This window comes from Nostoc sp., assembly GCF_036917135.1.
GTDB lineage: Bacteria > Cyanobacteriota > Cyanobacteriia > Cyanobacteriales > Nostocaceae > Nostoc.
The window spans coordinates 1-17695 of the sequence record NZ_JBALEA010000054.1; the positions used below are offsets into that span (position 1 = coordinate 1).

Annotated in this window: 12 protein-coding genes; 7 read left to right on the plus strand and 5 right to left on the minus strand. The window is 42.0% G+C overall.

Annotated features, from left to right (window positions below; translation table 11 throughout):
* Positions 1–217: 217 nt before the first annotated feature.
* Positions 218–832 carry a TetR/AcrR family transcriptional regulator gene (locus V7K50_RS15740; protein ID WP_334961510.1) on the minus strand — a complete coding sequence of 205 codons (615 nt, stop codon included), beginning with the start codon at positions 830–832 and terminating at the stop codon, positions 218–220.
* 319 nt (positions 833–1151) lie between these two features.
* Here V7K50_RS15740 and V7K50_RS15745 point away from each other — a divergent pair, with 319 nt between their 5' ends.
* The 7 genes from V7K50_RS15745 (at position 1152) to dnaK (ending at position 12162) form a co-directional block, all read left to right on the plus strand.
* Entirely contained in the window at positions 1152–2723 is a 1572-nt protein-coding gene (locus V7K50_RS15745) for a M16 family metallopeptidase (protein ID WP_442944607.1), read from the plus strand.
* 44 nt (positions 2724–2767) lie between these two features.
* Positions 2768–4282, plus strand: a complete 1515-nt coding sequence (locus V7K50_RS15750) for a M16 family metallopeptidase (RefSeq protein ID WP_334961546.1) — start codon at positions 2768–2770, stop codon at positions 4280–4282.
* 262 nt (positions 4283–4544) lie between these two features.
* Positions 4545–5192 carry a Uma2 family endonuclease gene (locus tag V7K50_RS15755; RefSeq protein WP_334961548.1) on the plus strand — a complete coding sequence of 216 codons (648 nt, stop codon included), beginning with the start codon at positions 4545–4547 and terminating at the stop codon, positions 5190–5192.
* 193 nt (positions 5193–5385) lie between these two features.
* Entirely contained in the window at positions 5386–6588 is a 1203-nt protein-coding gene (locus V7K50_RS15760) for an alpha/beta hydrolase (RefSeq protein WP_334961512.1), read from the plus strand.
* A 542-nt stretch (positions 6589–7130) separates the two neighbouring features.
* Positions 7131–8678: a sensor histidine kinase gene (locus V7K50_RS15765; protein ID WP_334961514.1), complete on the plus strand. Its 1548-nt coding sequence runs from the start codon at positions 7131–7133 to the stop codon at positions 8676–8678.
* Positions 8679–9002: 324 nt separating this feature from the next.
* The gene (locus V7K50_RS15770) at positions 9003–9824 is read left to right on the plus strand and encodes an SDR family oxidoreductase (protein WP_334961516.1); all 822 of its coding nucleotides are present in this window, start codon (positions 9003–9005) and stop codon (positions 9822–9824) included.
* A 430-nt stretch (positions 9825–10254) separates the two neighbouring features.
* A complete protein-coding gene (dnaK, locus tag V7K50_RS15775) occupies positions 10255–12162 on the plus strand; it encodes a molecular chaperone DnaK (protein ID WP_334961518.1) in 1908 nt (635 codons plus the stop codon).
* 194 nt (positions 12163–12356) lie between these two features.
* Here the strand turns inward: dnaK and V7K50_RS15780 are convergent, their stop codons facing one another.
* The 4 genes from V7K50_RS15780 to V7K50_RS15795 all read right to left on the minus strand — a co-directional run bounded on the left by V7K50_RS15780 (position 12357) and on the right by V7K50_RS15795 (position 17428).
* A complete protein-coding gene (locus V7K50_RS15780) occupies positions 12357–12800 on the minus strand; it encodes a hypothetical protein (protein WP_334961520.1) in 444 nt (147 codons plus the stop codon).
* A gap of 35 nt (positions 12801–12835) precedes the next feature.
* On the minus strand, positions 12836–13834 hold the full coding sequence (locus tag V7K50_RS15785) for a hypothetical protein (RefSeq protein ID WP_334961522.1): 999 nt from the start codon (positions 13832–13834) through the stop codon (positions 12836–12838).
* A 15-nt stretch (positions 13835–13849) separates the two neighbouring features.
* Entirely contained in the window at positions 13850–15121 is a 1272-nt protein-coding gene (locus tag V7K50_RS15790; protein ID WP_334961524.1) for a TRAFAC clade GTPase domain-containing protein, read from the minus strand.
* A gap of 78 nt (positions 15122–15199) precedes the next feature.
* Positions 15200–17428, minus strand: coding sequence for a hypothetical protein (locus tag V7K50_RS15795; protein WP_334961526.1), 2229 nt, complete (start codon positions 17426–17428; stop codon positions 15200–15202).
* Positions 17429–17695: the final 267 nt, after the last annotated feature.

Genomic DNA, 17695 nt, shown 5'->3' on the forward strand with positions numbered 1-17695 from the left:
TACTTCTTACTCATTACTTCTTACTCATTACTTCTTACTCATTACTTCTTACTCATTACTTCTTACTCATTACTTCTTACTCATTACTTCTTACTCATTACTTCTTACTTCTTAGTTACAAGAAAAGCCGTCGTAGAGCGACGTAGCTCTAAACCCAATTTTTCGGTAATTATTGATTCTCCCCCATGCCCAATGCCCAATGCCCCATACCCAATCCCTAATCTTTAACTAAAACACCATTAAGAAAGATATCAGCAAGTCCTTCGGCCATTGCTTGCATTTGTTGGGGGGAAGCATCAGGTTCGATGAGGGTGTTGTTAGAAAAACCTGCGATCGCAAACATTCCTAAAAAAACTTTGGCAACTAGCTTGGCATCCCCTTGGCGATAAATGCCTTTATCCATCGCCGTTTGAAAGAACGCTTCGCCCACATCGGTCATTTTAGTAATGACTTCTAATTGAATGCGATCGCGCAAATCAGGGTGAAACTGCACCTCCATAAAACAAACACGCATCAAATCAGCATTTTTTTGGAAATTCCACATCCGACGGCGCATCACCTGAGCTATGGCTTTATAGCTGCCCATTTCACTTAATTCTGTCAGCAAATCTGTCAGAATCTCTACCCATCCACTTGTGGCTACTTCCACCAAAATTGCTTTCTTATTGGGAAAATGACGAAATAGAGTACCTTCAGCTACAGTTGCCGCCTCTGCCAACTCGCGGGTAGTAGTGCCGTCAAATCCCTTGGAGGCAAACAACCGTTGTGCAGCCTCTAAAATTCGGGTGCGCGTCTGAGCTTCGGAAGGTGGAGAAGAATTAAAAATTCGCATAACAGTTATGGTTAGATATCCGTAACAGGATTTGTAGCATTATTGTCTAATGTCAAGTACAAAGAGCCACTGTAATCTCGATACCAGATTAACGCTCTTTTGCTAAGTATCTTGTTTTTTAGTTAATGTAACTTTATCTTAATTTTTGCTTATGAAACAGAGCAGGGGGTCAATTTTGGATTTTAGACTTCGGCTTACCTCGGCTTTGCCCTTCTCCTATCGGAGACGCTGCGCGAACGGCTACGCTCAGGACAGGCTCGGCACAAGTCGCTCAGTCGAACGATTTGGGATTTTGAATTGGTCAGATCAAGTATCTGTCATATTGCGGCGGTTGTTTCTCACTTTGTTGGCTTTGATCATTTTCTCATGGGGATTACTACCAGAAGTTGCTCTGGCTCAAACTCAAACCGTATCTCCTCCTCAAGAGGCCAAAACTCCAACCCCGCCAGTTCAAACTTCAATCCAACCTTATCTAGATCGAGTCATCAAACAGTTAACGGAGTTTCGCCTCGATAATGGTCTAAAATTCATTGTTTTAGAACGACATCAAGCGCCTGTAGTTTCTTTTCTTACCTACGCAAATGTCGGCGGTGTGGATGAGGTAGATGGCAAAACTGGTGTAGCTCACTTTCTAGAACATTTGGCATTTAAAGGGACGACGCGCATTGGGACAAAAGACTACAAGGCAGAAAAACCTCTATTAGAAGCCTTAGAGCAGTTGAATGCTCAAATAAAAACAGCGAAAGCCGATGGCAAAAAAGATGAGGTGGCTCGATTAGAAACTGAGTTTAAACAAGTAGAATCTCAAGCCGCCAAGCTAGTCAAGCAAAACGAATTGGGGCAAATAGTCGAACAAGCGGGAGGCGTAGGTTTAAATGCCAATACTTCTACTGAAGCCACCCGTTATTTTTACAGCTTTCCTGCTAATAAGCTAGAACTTTGGATGTCGTTGGAGTCGGATCGATTTCTCGATCCGGTAATTCGTCGTGAGTTTTATAAAGAGAAAGATGTAATTTTAGAAGAGCGACGGATGCGGGTGGAGAATTCACCCATTGGATTGATGGTGGAAAAATTTGTTGATACTGCTTACAAAGTCCATCCCTACAGGCGTCCGGTGATTGGTTATGACGAAGATATCCGCAATCTGACACCAGAAGATGTCCAGAATTTCTTTGATACTCATTATGTACCAAGTAATTTAGCGATCGCTATTGTTGGAGATGTTAACCCGGCTGAGGTGAAAAAACTGGCGCAAACTTATTTTGGCCGCTTTCAAGCAAAAACCAAAGCTGTTGAACAAATTCCGACAGAACCGCCACAACAACAAACACGGGAAGTTACTTTACAGCTAGCTTCTCAACCTTGGTATTTAGAAGGTTATCACCGTCCGGCAATTACCCATCCAGATAATGCAGTCTATGAAATCATTGGCAGTTTATTAAGTGATGGGCGCACGTCGCGCCTGTATAAATCTTTGGTAGAAAAGCAGCGTTTGGCATTAAATGCCCAAGGTTACAGTGGATTTCCGGGAGATAAGTACCCAAACCTGATATTTTTCTATGCTCTCACGGCTCCGGGTCATACAGTTGATGAATTGGCGGTGGCTTTGCGCCAAGAAATTGACAAATTAAAAACTGAGCCTGTAGCGGCGGCTGATTTGCAACGGGTGAAAACCCAAGCACGGGCGAGTTTGTTACGTACCCTCGATTCCAATATGGGGATGGCTCAACAATTGTTGGAATATGAGGTGAAAACTGGCTCTTGGCGGAATTTGTTTAAGCAGTTGGATGATATTGGGGCGGTGACAACGGCTGATATTGAGCGGGTGGCCAAGGTAACTTTTACGCCACAAAATCGCACGATTGGTAAGTTGTTGTCGAAACAAGGATGAAAAACGAACCGCAAAGGACGCAAAGGGCGCAAAGGAAGAGAGATATGCAGAGGTATCAGGTGAAGGGTAAAAGGCAGATAGGGTTGAAAATTCAAAATTGGAAGGGGTTTATTTATGCTTTCGTTGCTATTTTTACGTGTTTACTTTTAACTTGTAATTTTTCTCTGGCGGCGACAACTGAGGCCAAGCATTACACAGAGTTGCAGTTACCACCGTTACCTGAGATTAAGTTACCCAAGTATGAACGGTTTGTGCTGCAAAACGGCTTGGTTGTCTATTTGATGGAAGATCACGAGTTACCGTTGGTGAATGGTACGGCGTTTGTGCGGACAGGGAATCGTTTGGAACCACAAGAGAAAGTCGGGTTGGCTAGTTTTACAGGTGCAGTGATGCGAACTGGAGGAACTAAGCAGCATTCGCCTGATGAACTCAATGAGATATTGGAACAACGGGCGGCATCTGTGGAAGCTAGTATTGGTGAAGCTTCTGGTGGTGCTAGCTTTGACGCACTTAGTGAAGATTTAGAAACGGTGTTTGGGCTGTTTGCCGAGGTGCTGCGATCGCCAGTATTTGCTCAAGAAAAGCTAGACTTGGCAAAAACTCAAGCGAAGGGTGGCATTGCCCGACGCAATGACAATCCAGATGGGATTGCTAGTCGAGAATTTAAGAAATTGATCTATGGCAAAGATAGCCCGTACTCTCGCACCATCGAGTATGCAACGGTAGATCAGGTTTCCCGTGAGGATTTGCTCAAGTTCTATCAGCAATATTTTCACCCCAATAATATGATTTTGGGGATTGTGGGCGATTTTGAGAGTCAGAAAATGCGATCGCTCATTCAAGCTAAGTTTGGCAACTGGAACCGTAACCCAGGTATAGCAAAACCTACATTACCAAAGGTTTCGCCAGCTAATGCAGGTGGAGTGTTTTTTGTCAATCAGCCACAACTTACCCAAAGTAGTGTGCTGATGGGGCATTTAGGCGGACGTTTTGACAGTCCCGATTATGCGGCGCTGGATGTATTGAATGGGGTGTTAAATGGATTTGGTGGACGCTTATTTAATGAAGTGCGATCGCGTCAAGGTTTAGCTTACTCTGTCTATGGGCAGTGGAGTCCCCGTTACGATTATCCGGGAATGTTTATTGCAGGTGGACAAACGCGATCGGATGCTACTGTGCAGTTCGTCAAAGCTTTACAAGCTGAAATCAAGCGTATCCAAACTCAAAGAGTAACAGCAAAAGAACTCGCTTTTGCCAAAGAGTCTACACTCAACTCCTTTGTTTTTAACTTTCAAGATCCCAGCCAAACCTTATCACGCTTAATGCGATACGAATATTACGGGTATCCGGCTGATTTCCTCTTTCGCTATCAAAAAGCCGTCGCCGCCACCACAGCAACCGATGTGCAACGGGTAGCACGAGAATACCTCAAGCCAGAAAAGCTAGTGACTCTAGTGGTGGGCAATCAAACCGCCATTCAACCACCATTGACACAACTAGCTGCACAGGTGACACCAATAGATGTGACGATTCCCAACTCACAACCAGCAAAAAATTAATAGCGTCGCAGAATGTAGAGACGTAGCAGTGCTACGTCTCTAAAAGAGTTTTGGATAACGCATATTTAATTTCTGGAAATGACTGAAAACAAATTGTAGTCACAAATAGAAACTAAATCAGGAACTAAAACCTCTGGGAACTCCAGGGGTTTTTTCTTATTCAAACTAAGCTTTTCTTTTCTATCTAGGAGCAAAAATTCTCGCCCCCTCAGAGCAATTGGAGTAAGCTAAACTTAGGTTAAAGCTACTGGGAGTGGAGATGATGTTGTTGGAATTAAAGCGCATCCATGTTCCACCAGGACAAAGAGTGCTACTGCGAGATGTAACCTGGCAGGAATTAGAAGCAATTCTAGAAGATTTAGGGGAACACCGAGCAGCACGAATTGCTTATGACAGAGGAATACTGGAGATTATGGCACCACTGCCAGAACATGAATATGATAAAGAAATTATTAGCGATTTAGTCAAAGCTCTTTTGGAAGAATTAGATATTGAGTTTAGATGCCTTGGTTCTACCACTTTCAAAAACCAAGCGATGGCTCAAGGCATAGAACCCGATCAGTGTTTCTATATAAAAAATGAATCCAAGATCCGTGGCAAGAAACGGCTAGATTTAAAAATAGATCCTCCTCCAGATTTAGCTCTAGAAATTGATATTACTTCTCGGACTCATCCGAATATTTATGAAACGCTAAAAGTACCTGAGCTTTGGCATTTTGATCGAGGGAAGCTCCAAATTAATATTCTGCAAGATGGGCATTATATAGAATCTCGGCAAAGCCTAAATTTTCCTCTATTCCCACTAATTGAGGCGATTCCCCAATATCTAGAGCAAAGTACAACAGCAGGCAGAAATTCAACCCTCAAAGCTTTTCGTCTTTGGGTACAAAAACAGATACAACAGCAATAAGTGAATAAATTATCCATCTTGTGGGGTGGGCATCCTGCCCGCCCTGATATATTGGTGCAGACACCCATCCCACATGAAAATCTGGGATATTTTTTTATTTTTAAATCCCTAACTGCATTCAAAATATAGAGCTATTGCCAACCTGAGCATTAGCGGATAAATTGTACTTCTTTGGAGTCCTTATTACCGCTCTATGTTGGCTAAACCAAAAATACTTTTATCATGGCTTGTATTACTACTCAGTTCTGTAAATCTATTTCTTAGCTCTTGGATTATTCTTCCAGCTCCAAATATGTTTTTACTCACCCTAGCAGTGGGAGCGCCAGAAGTCAGTCCTTGGTTATTATTATTAAATTTGCTATTTTTATTGCTATCTTTCTTCTACATCCGTCGCCGTAAAATACAGCGTTTAGTTTGCATTTTCAGTTTAATCGGATTGTTAATTTGTGGATGGATGCTAGTGAATATCCCATCAACTCAAATGCAGATGGCTAAAGCGATGAAACAAGGATTAGGAGCAAATTATCTAGAGCAAATTCCTATCCAAGTCAGCGCTAAGATGCAAACCGATCCCTTTAATTTAGTTAATTTCTTCTGGGGTATTCCATTAGGCAAAATACGTCATCAAAAAGATATTCTCTTTGCTTCTCCTGCGGGATTTCCTTTAAAAATGGAAGTTTATCAACCCCCAGAGGTAGGGAAATATCCGGCAGTAGTAGTAATTTATGGTGGATCTTGGCAATATGGTAATCCTCATGCCAATTCTGAGTTTAATCAATATATTGCTAATCATGGATATACAGTATTTGCCATCGACTATCGACACGCACCTAAATATCAGTTTCCATCTCAATTAGATGATGTGCGTGTAGCCTTGAATTTTATTCGCAAAAATGCAGCAGCTTATGAAGCCGATCCAGAACGTATGGTACTCTTAGGACGTTCTGCGGGAGCGCATCTAGCAATGTTAGCGGCTTATCAAACAGATGCACCACCCATTCGTGCTGTAGTCAACTATTACGGGCCTGTTGACTTGACAGAAGGATACAAAACACCGCCAATTCCCGATCCCATTCACAGCCGCGCTGTTTTAAAAGCATTTCTCGGTGGTTCTTTAAAAGAATTACCTAATCAGTATCAAATTGCTTCACCAATAAATTACATAACGCACCCTTTACCGCCAACTTTATTAATTTACGGTAGTCGTGACAATTTGGTAGAAGCGCGATTTGGCAGACAAATGTATGAACGTTTACATGATTCTGGTAACACTGCCGTTTTTCTCGAAATTCCTTGGGCAGAACACGCTTTTGATGCTGTTTTCAACGGTGTGAGCAATCAATTAGCATTGTATTATACCGAGAGATTTTTGGCTTGGGCGTTGTTCAAGCAATAATTTTATCAACCTATAGCATTACTAATAAAAACTCAACTTTTTATCGTAAATTAAAGGGTTTAAGAACCTGCAATCTATATCTAGCAACCATTTCAGTCCTTCTCTACGAGAGGCTGCGCCAACGGCTACGCTCAGGAACCATCGGGGTTTAAATTCCCCGGAGTTGCTCCTCTACAGCGCTTCTCTTCGAGACGCTTTGCGAACGCGCATCCTACGGCGGGGGAGACCACAAGACCGCACTCCACAAGTCTGAAATGTCTTTAATTTTGAATTTTGAATTTTGAATTTTGAATTGTTAATACCTAGTTTCGTATTTTTATACAACTAAACTGGTTATGAAAATTTCATTAGATAGAAGGATTGACAAAATATACCTTAATTCAACCTTTCACGGATAGCGATCGCTAAATAGGGGAAATTGCGCCTGAATTGTTCGGTTCTACCACTGTCATCAGTACACAAATAGCTATAACCTCTTAGGTAGTAGTCAAATGTCTACCCTAGACGCTGTTAGTCGCTCTTGAATTAAGGGGTGAAAACCTGTGTACAAATGGATATTGCCAAGCCTGAGCGAAATCTTGGCTGAAAATCAATCAAGTGTGGCTGAATGCTCACCTGCGAAAGCAGAGCGTCAGTGGCGTGTCAGCCTCGCAGCGACAGAACGTTTGCTATTAAATACTTTAGCACCTGCTTCCCAAGACACAACCCAAGGATTAGTTTTAGCTGCACCAGCACCCTTATTTAGTCAGCCAAAACTAACTCAAAGCTTACAAACAGTAACTTTTACAGCAAAACCATTTAATCCTTTGGCACTGATGCCATTTCAGATGCCAGATGTGATGCCTGAGTTGGGCTACGCCAACGCACCAAAAGATGATCAAGTCCCTCTCCACGAATCGGTACTGCCCTTACTACCTGCCGATCCACTAGCGGCAGAACAGTTTTGCTTAGTTTTTACAGATAAATTTAGATTAGTGCTGGTTTTAACAGCACACAAAAACGGTAAAAAAGCGTTTTCATTTTCTTTTGAGCCAGAAGTAGTACAACAAGCTTGGCGATCGCTAGGAGCAAGGGTAATGCTGGCTAATCCAGAATTTTTTGCCCGCCTAGACGCATTAGTAGATCAGTATTCCCCGGTAGCACCAGACTACCGCATCATCAATGAGTTTAGCCAATTGCTGCTTCAGGAATTAACAGAACCAGAAGAGACTAGAGACTGTTCACTAGGGACTGGCGAAGAAGCAGGGGAGCAGGGGAAAAGAGTTTTCCCAAATGCCCAATACCTCGCAAACGCTCACTACAAGTCCCCATTACCCCTTATCCCCAGAGGGGACACCACCTTCCCCAATACCCAATCCCCAAATCCCGATGTAGAATTGCTCCAAGCCTTCGCTCATGAAGTTCGCACACCTTTAACAACGATTCGCACCATGACTCGTCTGCTGCTGAAGCGGCAAGACTTAGATGCCAGCGTGATCAATCGCTTAAAAATTATCGATCACGAGTGTACCGAGCAAATTGATCGTATGGAATTACTGTTTAAAGCCGCAGAACTGGAAACTACTGCCTCAGCAAAATCCTCAAAAACTCAACTTACACCGATGTCCTTAGATCAAGTGTTGCAGCAGAGCATTCCCCGTTGGGAACAAGCAGCGCATCGGCGGAACTTAACTTTAAATGTTGTTTTACCCCAGCACCTACCAACAGTGGTAAGCAATCCCATTATGCTGGATCAAGTACTCACTGGTTTGATCGAAAACTTCACTCGGAGCTTACCTTCTGGCAGCCATATTCAAGTACAAGTTATCCCGGCTGGAGATCAACTGAAATTACAATTGTCGCCCCAATTCGGGTGCAAAGATAAACCCAATACACCTGCAACACCACCAATTCGCAAAGCTCTGGGACAACTGCTGATGTTCCAACCAGAAACGGGTACGATTAGTTTGAATATCGCTGCAACTAAGCATTTGTTTCAGGCGATCGGTGGCAAACTAATTGTCCGCCAGCGTCCACACTATGGCGAAGTTTTGACGATTTTCCTACCTTTAGAAGTTAGCAATAAACACAAACCAGGAGTCATGAATTAGGAGTCATAACACTTAACTTGAGAGGATATTTCAAAAGTCCTTTTATCGGTAAAAAAAGTGTATCTGGAAAATAAAATATGAGTCCTATATAGTAATCATACAATTGCCGATGAAAAAATCTAATCCCATTTCTTTTTGAAGATGCACTTATAAAAATCACGCAAAACTACAACAAGTAGGGGCAATTCATGAATTCTCCCTACTTCATGAATTGCTACAGAGTCAACAGCATATTAGCAAAATCTTTAACCTGGGTTTAGTTTGGTGATATAGACATTGCCTTTTTATTCAGTAGATTAGCAATAGATATCTCAAGGACACTTTATGACTTCTTTTGAAACGTCAGTTGAAGATTTGGTATTAGTTGCTGGTGCAACTGGTGGAGTAGGGCAACTAGTGGTAGGCAAACTGCTAGAGAAGGGCTTGAAAGTTCGTGTCTTGACACGCAATGCTGCAAAAGCTGAAGAGATGTTTAACCAGAGAGTAGAAATTGCCGTTGGTGACATCCGCCAGCCAGCTACACTGCCAGGCGCAACCCAAAATGTCACCCACATCATAAATTGTACCGGAACCACTGCCTTTCCCTCTGCGCGATGGGAGTTTGACCAACCCCCGAACTTGATTGAATGGGGAATCACTTTCGTTAACCCCAAATCTAGTGAAGCAAAAGCAAAGAATAGTCCAGCAAAGGTCGATGCCCAAGGTGTCAGCAACTTAGTGGCAGCAGCACCCCAGAATTTGCAGCGATTTGTTTTCGTCTCCTCTTGCGGAATTCTCCGTAAAAATCAGTTTCCTTTTAGTATTCTCAACGCTTTTGGTGTGTTGGATGCCAAACAGAAGGGCGAGGAGTCGATTATTAATTCAGGATTACCCTACACCATTATCCGCCCAGGACGCCTCATTGACGGTCCTTATACCTCATACGACCTCAACACCCTCCTCAAGGCAAAAACAGGGGGTAAATACGGCGTTGTCGTAGGCACTGGGGATACACTTTCGGGTGATACCAGCCGAATTGACGTAGCAAACGCTTGTGTAGAATGCCTTTTTCAACCAAGTAGTTCTAAGAAAGTTTTTGAAATAGTCAACCAAGGACAAAGACCGCCTGTAATAGACTGGGAAACTCTTTTTTCTCAGTTGGAGTAACTCCTAAGTGCTGAGTCATATTTTATCCAATGCCCCATGCCCAATACCCAATGCCCAATTATCAGTGCTTCTGTAGTTTATTACCTCTAAAGACGGCAAACACCACTCTGACGTTACGGTTCACCCTAATTGCTGAAAGTATTAATTCTTCTACATTAGACAGAGTGAAGACAAATTAATTCATGAACCAACTAAAAACACAATTTAGTTGTTTAACCGTCCCAAGCAAGGTTCGGGAAACCACCCTTCATGGAATGGCTACCACTAAGCTTCAGTATATATATCAGCATAATCTGGAGTTTTAACCCCAGGAAAGCCAAATCAAAGGTATTCATGCTGAACTGGCTGATTTATTGACCCTGTTGGTTCAAAATTTAGTGCTTTATATTCTCATTCATTCATTTGTAGTTATACGGAGCCAGCACCTAAAATGGCAAAAGTAGTTGGAATTGACTTAGGAACAACAAACTCCTGCGTGGCAGTGATGGAAGGTGGTAAACCTACAGTAATTGCTAATGCTGAAGGTTTTCGGACAACGCCATCAGTAGTTGCATTTGCGAAAAATGGCGACACCTTGGTTGGCCAAATCGCCAAACGCCAAGCGGTGATGAACCCCGAAAATACGTTTTACTCAGTCAAACGCTTTATCGGACGCCGCTACGACGAAGTGAATAACGAAGCGACGGAAGTTTCTTACAAAGTCCTCAGTAGCAACGGCAATGTCAAATTAGATTGTCCAATCGTTGGTAAACCGTTTGCTCCTGAAGAAATTTCGGCAAAAGTTCTTCGCAAACTAGTTGAAGACGCTAGCAAATATCTGGGTGAAACCGTCACCCAAGCTGTAATCACTGTTCCCGCATACTTCAACGACTCTCAACGGCAAGCGACAAAAGACGCTGGTAAAATTGCCGGGATTGAAGTTCTACGGATTATCAACGAGCCGACTGCTGCTTCTCTGGCTTATGGGTTTGACAAGAAGAGTAACGAAACCATCCTTGTATTTGACCTTGGTGGTGGTACCTTCGACGTATCCGTGCTGGAAGTAGGAGATGGGGTTTTTGAAGTACTAGCCACATCTGGTGATACCCACCTCGGTGGTGACGACTTCGATAAAAAAATAGTTGACTTCTTAGCTGAGAAGTTCAGAAAAGCCGAAGGTATTGACCTACGGAAAGACAAGCAAGCTTTACAACGTCTGACTGAAGCCGCAGAGAAAGCCAAAATTGAGCTTTCTAGCGTCACCCAAGCAGAAATCAACCTACCATTTATCACGGCTACCCAGGATGGTCCCAAGCACCTGGATACAACTCTGACTCGCGCTCAGTTTGAAGAACTTTGTTCTGATTTAATCGACCGTTGCCGTATTCCTGTGGAAAACGCCCTTCGGGATGCGAAGTTAAGCAAGAGCGATATTGATGAAGTGGTGTTAGTTGGTGGTTCTACCCGTATTCCCGCAGTCCATCAGATTGTGAAGCAGGTATTAGGTAAAGACCCCAACCAAAGCGTTAACCCTGATGAAGTCGTAGCAGTTGGTGCAGCTATTCAAGCTGGGGTACTGGCTGGTGATGTAACTGGCATCTTGCTGTTAGATGTGACACCGCTATCTTTGGGTGTGGAAACATTGGGCGGCGTGATGACCAAAATTATCCCCCGCAACACCACGATTCCCACCAAGAAATCGGAAGTCTTCTCTACTGCTGTGGATGGTCAAACCAACGTAGAAATTCATGTTCTTCAAGGTGAACGCGAATTTTCTAACGATAACAAGAGTTTGGGAACCTTCCGCCTCGATGGTATTCCTCCTGCACCACGCGGCGTTCCTCAAATTGAAGTGGTGTTCGATATTGACGCTAACGGTATCCTTAACGTCACTGCTAAGGATAAAGGCACTGGTAAAGAACAGTCCATCAGCATAACCGGCGCTTCCACCCTGGATAAAAATGACGTTGACCGGATGGTTAGAGAAGCTGAACAAAACGCTTCATCTGACAAAGAGCGGCGTGAGAGGATTGAACGCAAGAACCAAGCCGATTCTTTGGCATACCAAGCTGAAAAGCAGCTACAAGAATTGGGCGATAAAGTTCCCGATGCTGACAAGACCAAAGTTGAAGGTTTGGTGAAAGAACTGCGGGAAGCAGTTGCGAAAGAAGACGATGAGCAAATCAAGAAGCTCACCCCAGAATTGCAACAAGCGCTATTCGCCGTTGGTAGCAACATCTATCAACAAGCTGGTGGCGGTGCTGCACCTGGTGGTGAACCTCAAGATAGCAGTAGTTCCACGTCTAGCTCTGGTAGCGGCGACGATGTGATTGACGCTGATTTTACAGAGAGCAAATAATTCTCTTACTTCTTTTGGGAAGATTGTTTAGTTCCACCTCATATTACCCATCCCAGCATTGCCTGGGTGGGGATTTTTTTATGGTCTGACTTTTCAGGTTACAAGAGTTAATTGGATATTTTTTTATTTGGAAGTCCCTGAGTTGCAAAGATGGCACTCCAGAAATAGATAATATCCGATATTTCAATACCCCATTACTGAGAACGTGGAGAGCTTCGGAATTCATCAATTTTTGCCAAATAAGAATCTAAAATCGTTCTTATATACTCACGCTCTTCTTCTGTTCTTAACTCCCCTTGTAAAAAGTAACTCAGTTTTAGCAGTTCTTGTTGTTGGTCTGGGTTACAACTAATCTGATTTGAAACTATATTTATTCCTTCTACGACATAATCCGCAGCATCTTCTATCCAGGATTGGTCAGATTCTTTTTGTAAAGATTCTGGAGCATTCCTATCGAAAGGTCTTGAATCTAAACTTATCAAGCATTTATTGAGAAACTTCTCTACCTTGTTCACCAACCGAGTCGTCTCCATTGAACCATTATTTTCGTCAATATTTTTTAAAACTGTAATTAAATCAGAAATTATAGAAACGTGATCTTTATGTAAATGTTTGAATGCCTTATCCCAATCAATCAAATCATTGACGCCTTTTAAGCCTTTTATGACAAAATTTACGGGGTTATTGTCTTCTTTTTTAGGATTGGGCTTGGGCTTAGACTTGGGTTTGGTCTTAGGTTTGGTGTTTGGGTCTGGGTTGGTGCCGGGGTCAGTGTCGGCGTTAACATATTGGTTTGAAAGATAATAATCGCTATAACCATTACTACCATCAGGAAGAACCCCAGGAGAAACATTCTTATCGGGAGACGGCTTGGAGATCCTGTGGTTTTGGGTGGGATCGAGCGTTCGGTTGGTGGTACTGGTTGGAGTGACGGGACTGGTGTTTTTTTTTGAGGTGCTTTCCAAACATTGCCCTTGTAAACAATATGTTGGCTATCGCCTTCTTTTTTGAACTCAGCAACAACTATTACGGGTTGCTCAGTTTCAGGTAAAGGGGTTTGACTGATTTGGTTTACCAGATCATACAATTGATTCTCAATATCAATTTTTTTCGGAGTTAACCAATCTGAGTCAGAAGTATTAATATCCCCTGAAGATACTTTTGACAGTAGGCGATCTAAATTTGTGCCAGCGTCAGTGTATAACTGCTTAATTTGTTGGTCAATAGTTTTAAAGCTATCGAGTCCATCAAACTCAATTGAACTGCGAATCGTTTTCAGAAAATCTGACTCTTTTTCCCAAAAACTCAGTAAGGCACAAGCAGCTAATTTTCTCAGTTGAGGCTCTACTTCGGGCGTTGCATCCCCAACCCACAAAACGATTTCAGAGATTCTCCGGCCCATGCTTTTCGACCGATCTTCTGACGCATCCAGCCCTGTAAGTTCTAGAAGCACTTTATTTTCATATCGAGCCAAAATAAGGGACGCTTTAGTATCGTTTATTAGGGAATTAATTGTTACCTTTTTACCGTCATCTCTAGTAATAACTTGTTCTTTTAGCACAGATGGCTCTTCTTTAGGCTGTCCTTCTTTACTGATATTGCGCCAATGAATACCAACTTGTTCGCCGAGTGGAGAACTTCTAACGTAAATTTCTATCTGACTATCACTCATAGAAGCCTCATTTTATTATTTAGGAACTGGCAACCATTTGGCTCTACCTTGAAAAATGGCAAAGCCACGATCTTGCTTACAATCAACTGCAAATTTGGAAATAGCTGTATTAAAAGCTTGGATCTGAGCTTCTGTAGCATCTACCATGCCTTGAATCGCAAACTTTTGGTTTTCTGTCTCTTTGAAAGCAGATTCGGTTTCCGTATAACTGTTATTAGCTTCACTATAGGGTGTATAAACGTCATCGAAAAAGTTGGCAATGCTCCTGAAGGGTCGCCAAAGTCCCTTACGCTCATCGAAACGTTGCTGTGCCAGTTCAAGCCTACGTTGGGCGCTATTGAGCTGATAGGCTTTAAAACCAACTTCTTTTTCAACTTCATCAAGGTTTTCTCTAGCTTTTTCCAATTCTAATTTCCGATCTTCGTTATATACATTCAACAAAAACCGCAACACATAGCGCAGTGGTTGGTCTCCATCTTTAGGAGCATAAGGGGCATCTATCGGTTGTTTGTTGTAAACGAACTGAGTGTAATTATTAATAGTTTCAGCATGGGAAAAAACAGTATGTCCAATGGTTTGTACAGGTGTTATGACTACTGCTATTTTGTGATAATGCTTGTCTTCTTTGAAGAAATCCAGTAATTCCCGATAGCCAATTTTGATATGATCCAGCAGATCATTAGCATCTTTATCCGTTTTCATGTAACTTTCACACTTTAATGGCGCTAGGACAACCAGCCTGGGTTTGGTTACATTTTCATAGGCCTCTTTAAATAGGTTAGTAATACGAGCCGGATCATTTTTTTGTTCATGCCAAGATCCAATTTCTGTACTCCTAGCTCTGCCTGTTTTCGTTTCCATCAAAGCAGTTGAATCAATGGGAATAATCACCGCATCACATTGATTTAACTGTTGCTTGACATAATCCTGTTGAACGTCACTAGCAGTTAATTTGAAATACTCTCCACAAGGATCAGTAAAGCGAATTTTCATGAACTTTTTGATGCCACTTCCCACTTCAAAGACAAATCCTTGATCTTCCCAAGGGTCAATTTGGGGTGCAGTTGGTTCAGCTAGATTATTTTGGTTTTTATGTGTATACATACGTTGTAGCAGACGTTGACATTCTGCGATCGCATCCAATGTTTTACTATCACTTATCCATGTTGTTAGCCCCGCACTCGCAAAGGTTTTGTTAAATTCTTCGTTCATGGCGGCTAACAAACTGGTCTTGCCTACTCCTCTAGGCGCAACCATGATAATATTGAGTTCTTGCAGTTTATTCATGAAAGAAATCCAGATTGAAAAATTAAGTTTACTCTGTGCTAAAAAAGTTTTTAGGAATCAATTCAGTAGCTCGAAAAATCAAGTCGAAAATTGAATGGTTTCTACACGATTCACCTCTTCTAATCGCTTGACACGATTCAACCAGTCCTGTTGACGTTGTTGTTCTTGCTCAAGCTTACCAATTTCCTCAGCCCAGACTTTAGCTCTCACTCGTCTGAGAAACTTTTTCCAGTCTTTCTGAGCCTCTTTGTGGTAGATTATGTTGTCAATAAACTTCTCAATCCGCGCATAAGCAGCAATGCTGGGCTGATAAAGCAGTTCCTCTAGAGCTGCCTTAATTCTGGCGACTGTGCGATTGTAGTCAATCTCTAGCGCGGACAAAATTAAGTCAGCAGTTGTATTCGGGCCGACCTTTAAAGTTGTATCTTGGGATTCGTCATTAGCAAGTTGAATATTGCTAAGTGAAACCAAATATTGATAAATTTGTGGTTCAATTAAGCCACTGTAGGAAAGTTCAAAACTATCAAGAATTTGGAAACCTTGCTGGAGTCTTTTCAAATCTGAATGCTCTTGTTCCAGCAATTCTCTAAAAGCTTTGATAAATTCTGAGCCTTCTAAAGAATTAGGCAATATACCCAATTTTCCCGATGTAATTAAAATTTCTGCTATTCGTACTTTTACTTCTTCAGTTGATTCTTTTAGTCCCTCATCCAAATTACTAAAGCGATCAGAAAGTAGAGTCCGCAGGAGATCGCGGTAATCACCATAAGCTTTCATGGGATTGCTGGCTTGAATCTGCTTATTAATTTCGTCTTCTGGATTATTAGCTGTTAAAATTCCAGCCTTTTCCTTGCAATCTTGGTACACTTTTTCAATAGTAGATTCAAGACTATGAGATGGTGATTGACAGCGTTTAGCAAATTCAAGTCTTAAATCTTGGAAAGCAATGGTAATTTCTCGCCACCATCCATCTCTATCAGTACCAAATAAATCGTCATACGTATCATCAATAACTCTAGATAAATCACTGTCAGTGCCGCTAAAAACTTTCCGAGCAGACTGTATAATCACATCAATATCTTGCTGAATTTTCATCAACCGTTCTTGACTTTGCCGAGCATACTTTTCATCAATTTCTAAAATATGCTCTGCCAAGTAATTAAGAATGCGATTAAAAACTTGGTTAGCATCATCAGGGTTTGAGCAATCAGCAATTTCACAACTGACTACTTGCATTTGCAAGGTATCTTTAAGAGCTTTGCAGGCATTTATATTGTCTGTCCTTTGGCTATGGTTAATAACCATAAATGCTCTACCTGCAAGGTTATTCAACTCTTGAGCAGCAATATCGTAAAGTTCTGTGTCAACCTTACGCCATTGGTAACGTTGCGGGTCTGGGCGAGTTATAAATAGGACAACATCCACTGCTGTGCCCAGAGTTTCTAGCATTACTGTTTCGTCACCCAGTTTAGAGTCTCCCAAACCGGGAATGTCAACTAGAGCAATCTTACCAACATCAGAATTGTTGAAAGGGCAAAATATATTAACCTCACGCACAGCCAGGTGTTTGAAGGTAATTAGTTCTCCTTGGGTATTGCGTTCTTGTCTCACATATTCAGCTACTTGCTCTACAGGTACAATTTTCTGCTGAGGTTCTATTCCCGGAACAATCAGATGTCGATATTTTTCTAGGTTCTGGAAATACTCAGATCGCAGGTGCTGATAAACTGCTTCATCTGTTGCACCAACAGGCATTTTGGCTAGTAAAGATGTTCGGGCAAATTCATCTAAGGTACGGGGTTCAGGCTTGAGTTTCAGCGATTTGTAGTAAGGAAGAATGACTTCCTCTAAAAAGGTTTTTTCTGAGTGGAGAACGACTCTAACTTCAACAGAACCTTCTTGATTGCAAACCACGCTACGAACAGCTGTACAAGCTGATCCTTCGTATGCAGGAATTTCGCGATCGCTAAGTCCACTTAAACTCTTGAGCAAAGTACTCTTTCCTTGTCCCATTAACCCCATAACACCAATATTCAGGGTATTTCTGGAAAAGCGACTCCTCAATTTAGATAATACAACCAGTTCAGATGCAATGCGCTCTTGAATATCACTAAAATTAATTGCTTTTAAATACTCTAAAACTGGGAGATTGGTATTTTCTTGAAGTAACGCTTCTCGATGAGTTTCCAGATTATATAGGGCAGATGCTCGTGCCTGAAGCTCTTTTTCAACTGTTGCGATTTTCTTAGGAAGATAACTTGATCTACGCTCAATGATGTTGGCAACCTGTTCTGCTCTCGTAGGCATATTAGCAGCGTAAAATTTTATACTACATATCACACTTAAGTATAGCCCAATGAAGCCACTATCTTAGATTGTGTTACACAAATTGATACGAAACTACGCCCTTGTATATACAGGGCTGTTTCATTGGATAAGGTAAGACTTTTGTCAACAGTATGGGCGAGAAATTTGGGGGGTTGGCGATCAAAAAATTACCGTCTCAACCAATAAATTTTAGTGCGTTGGTGTTGGCGTAGCCTAACAAGAGAAGCCTTGCTGTTCGCGCAGCGT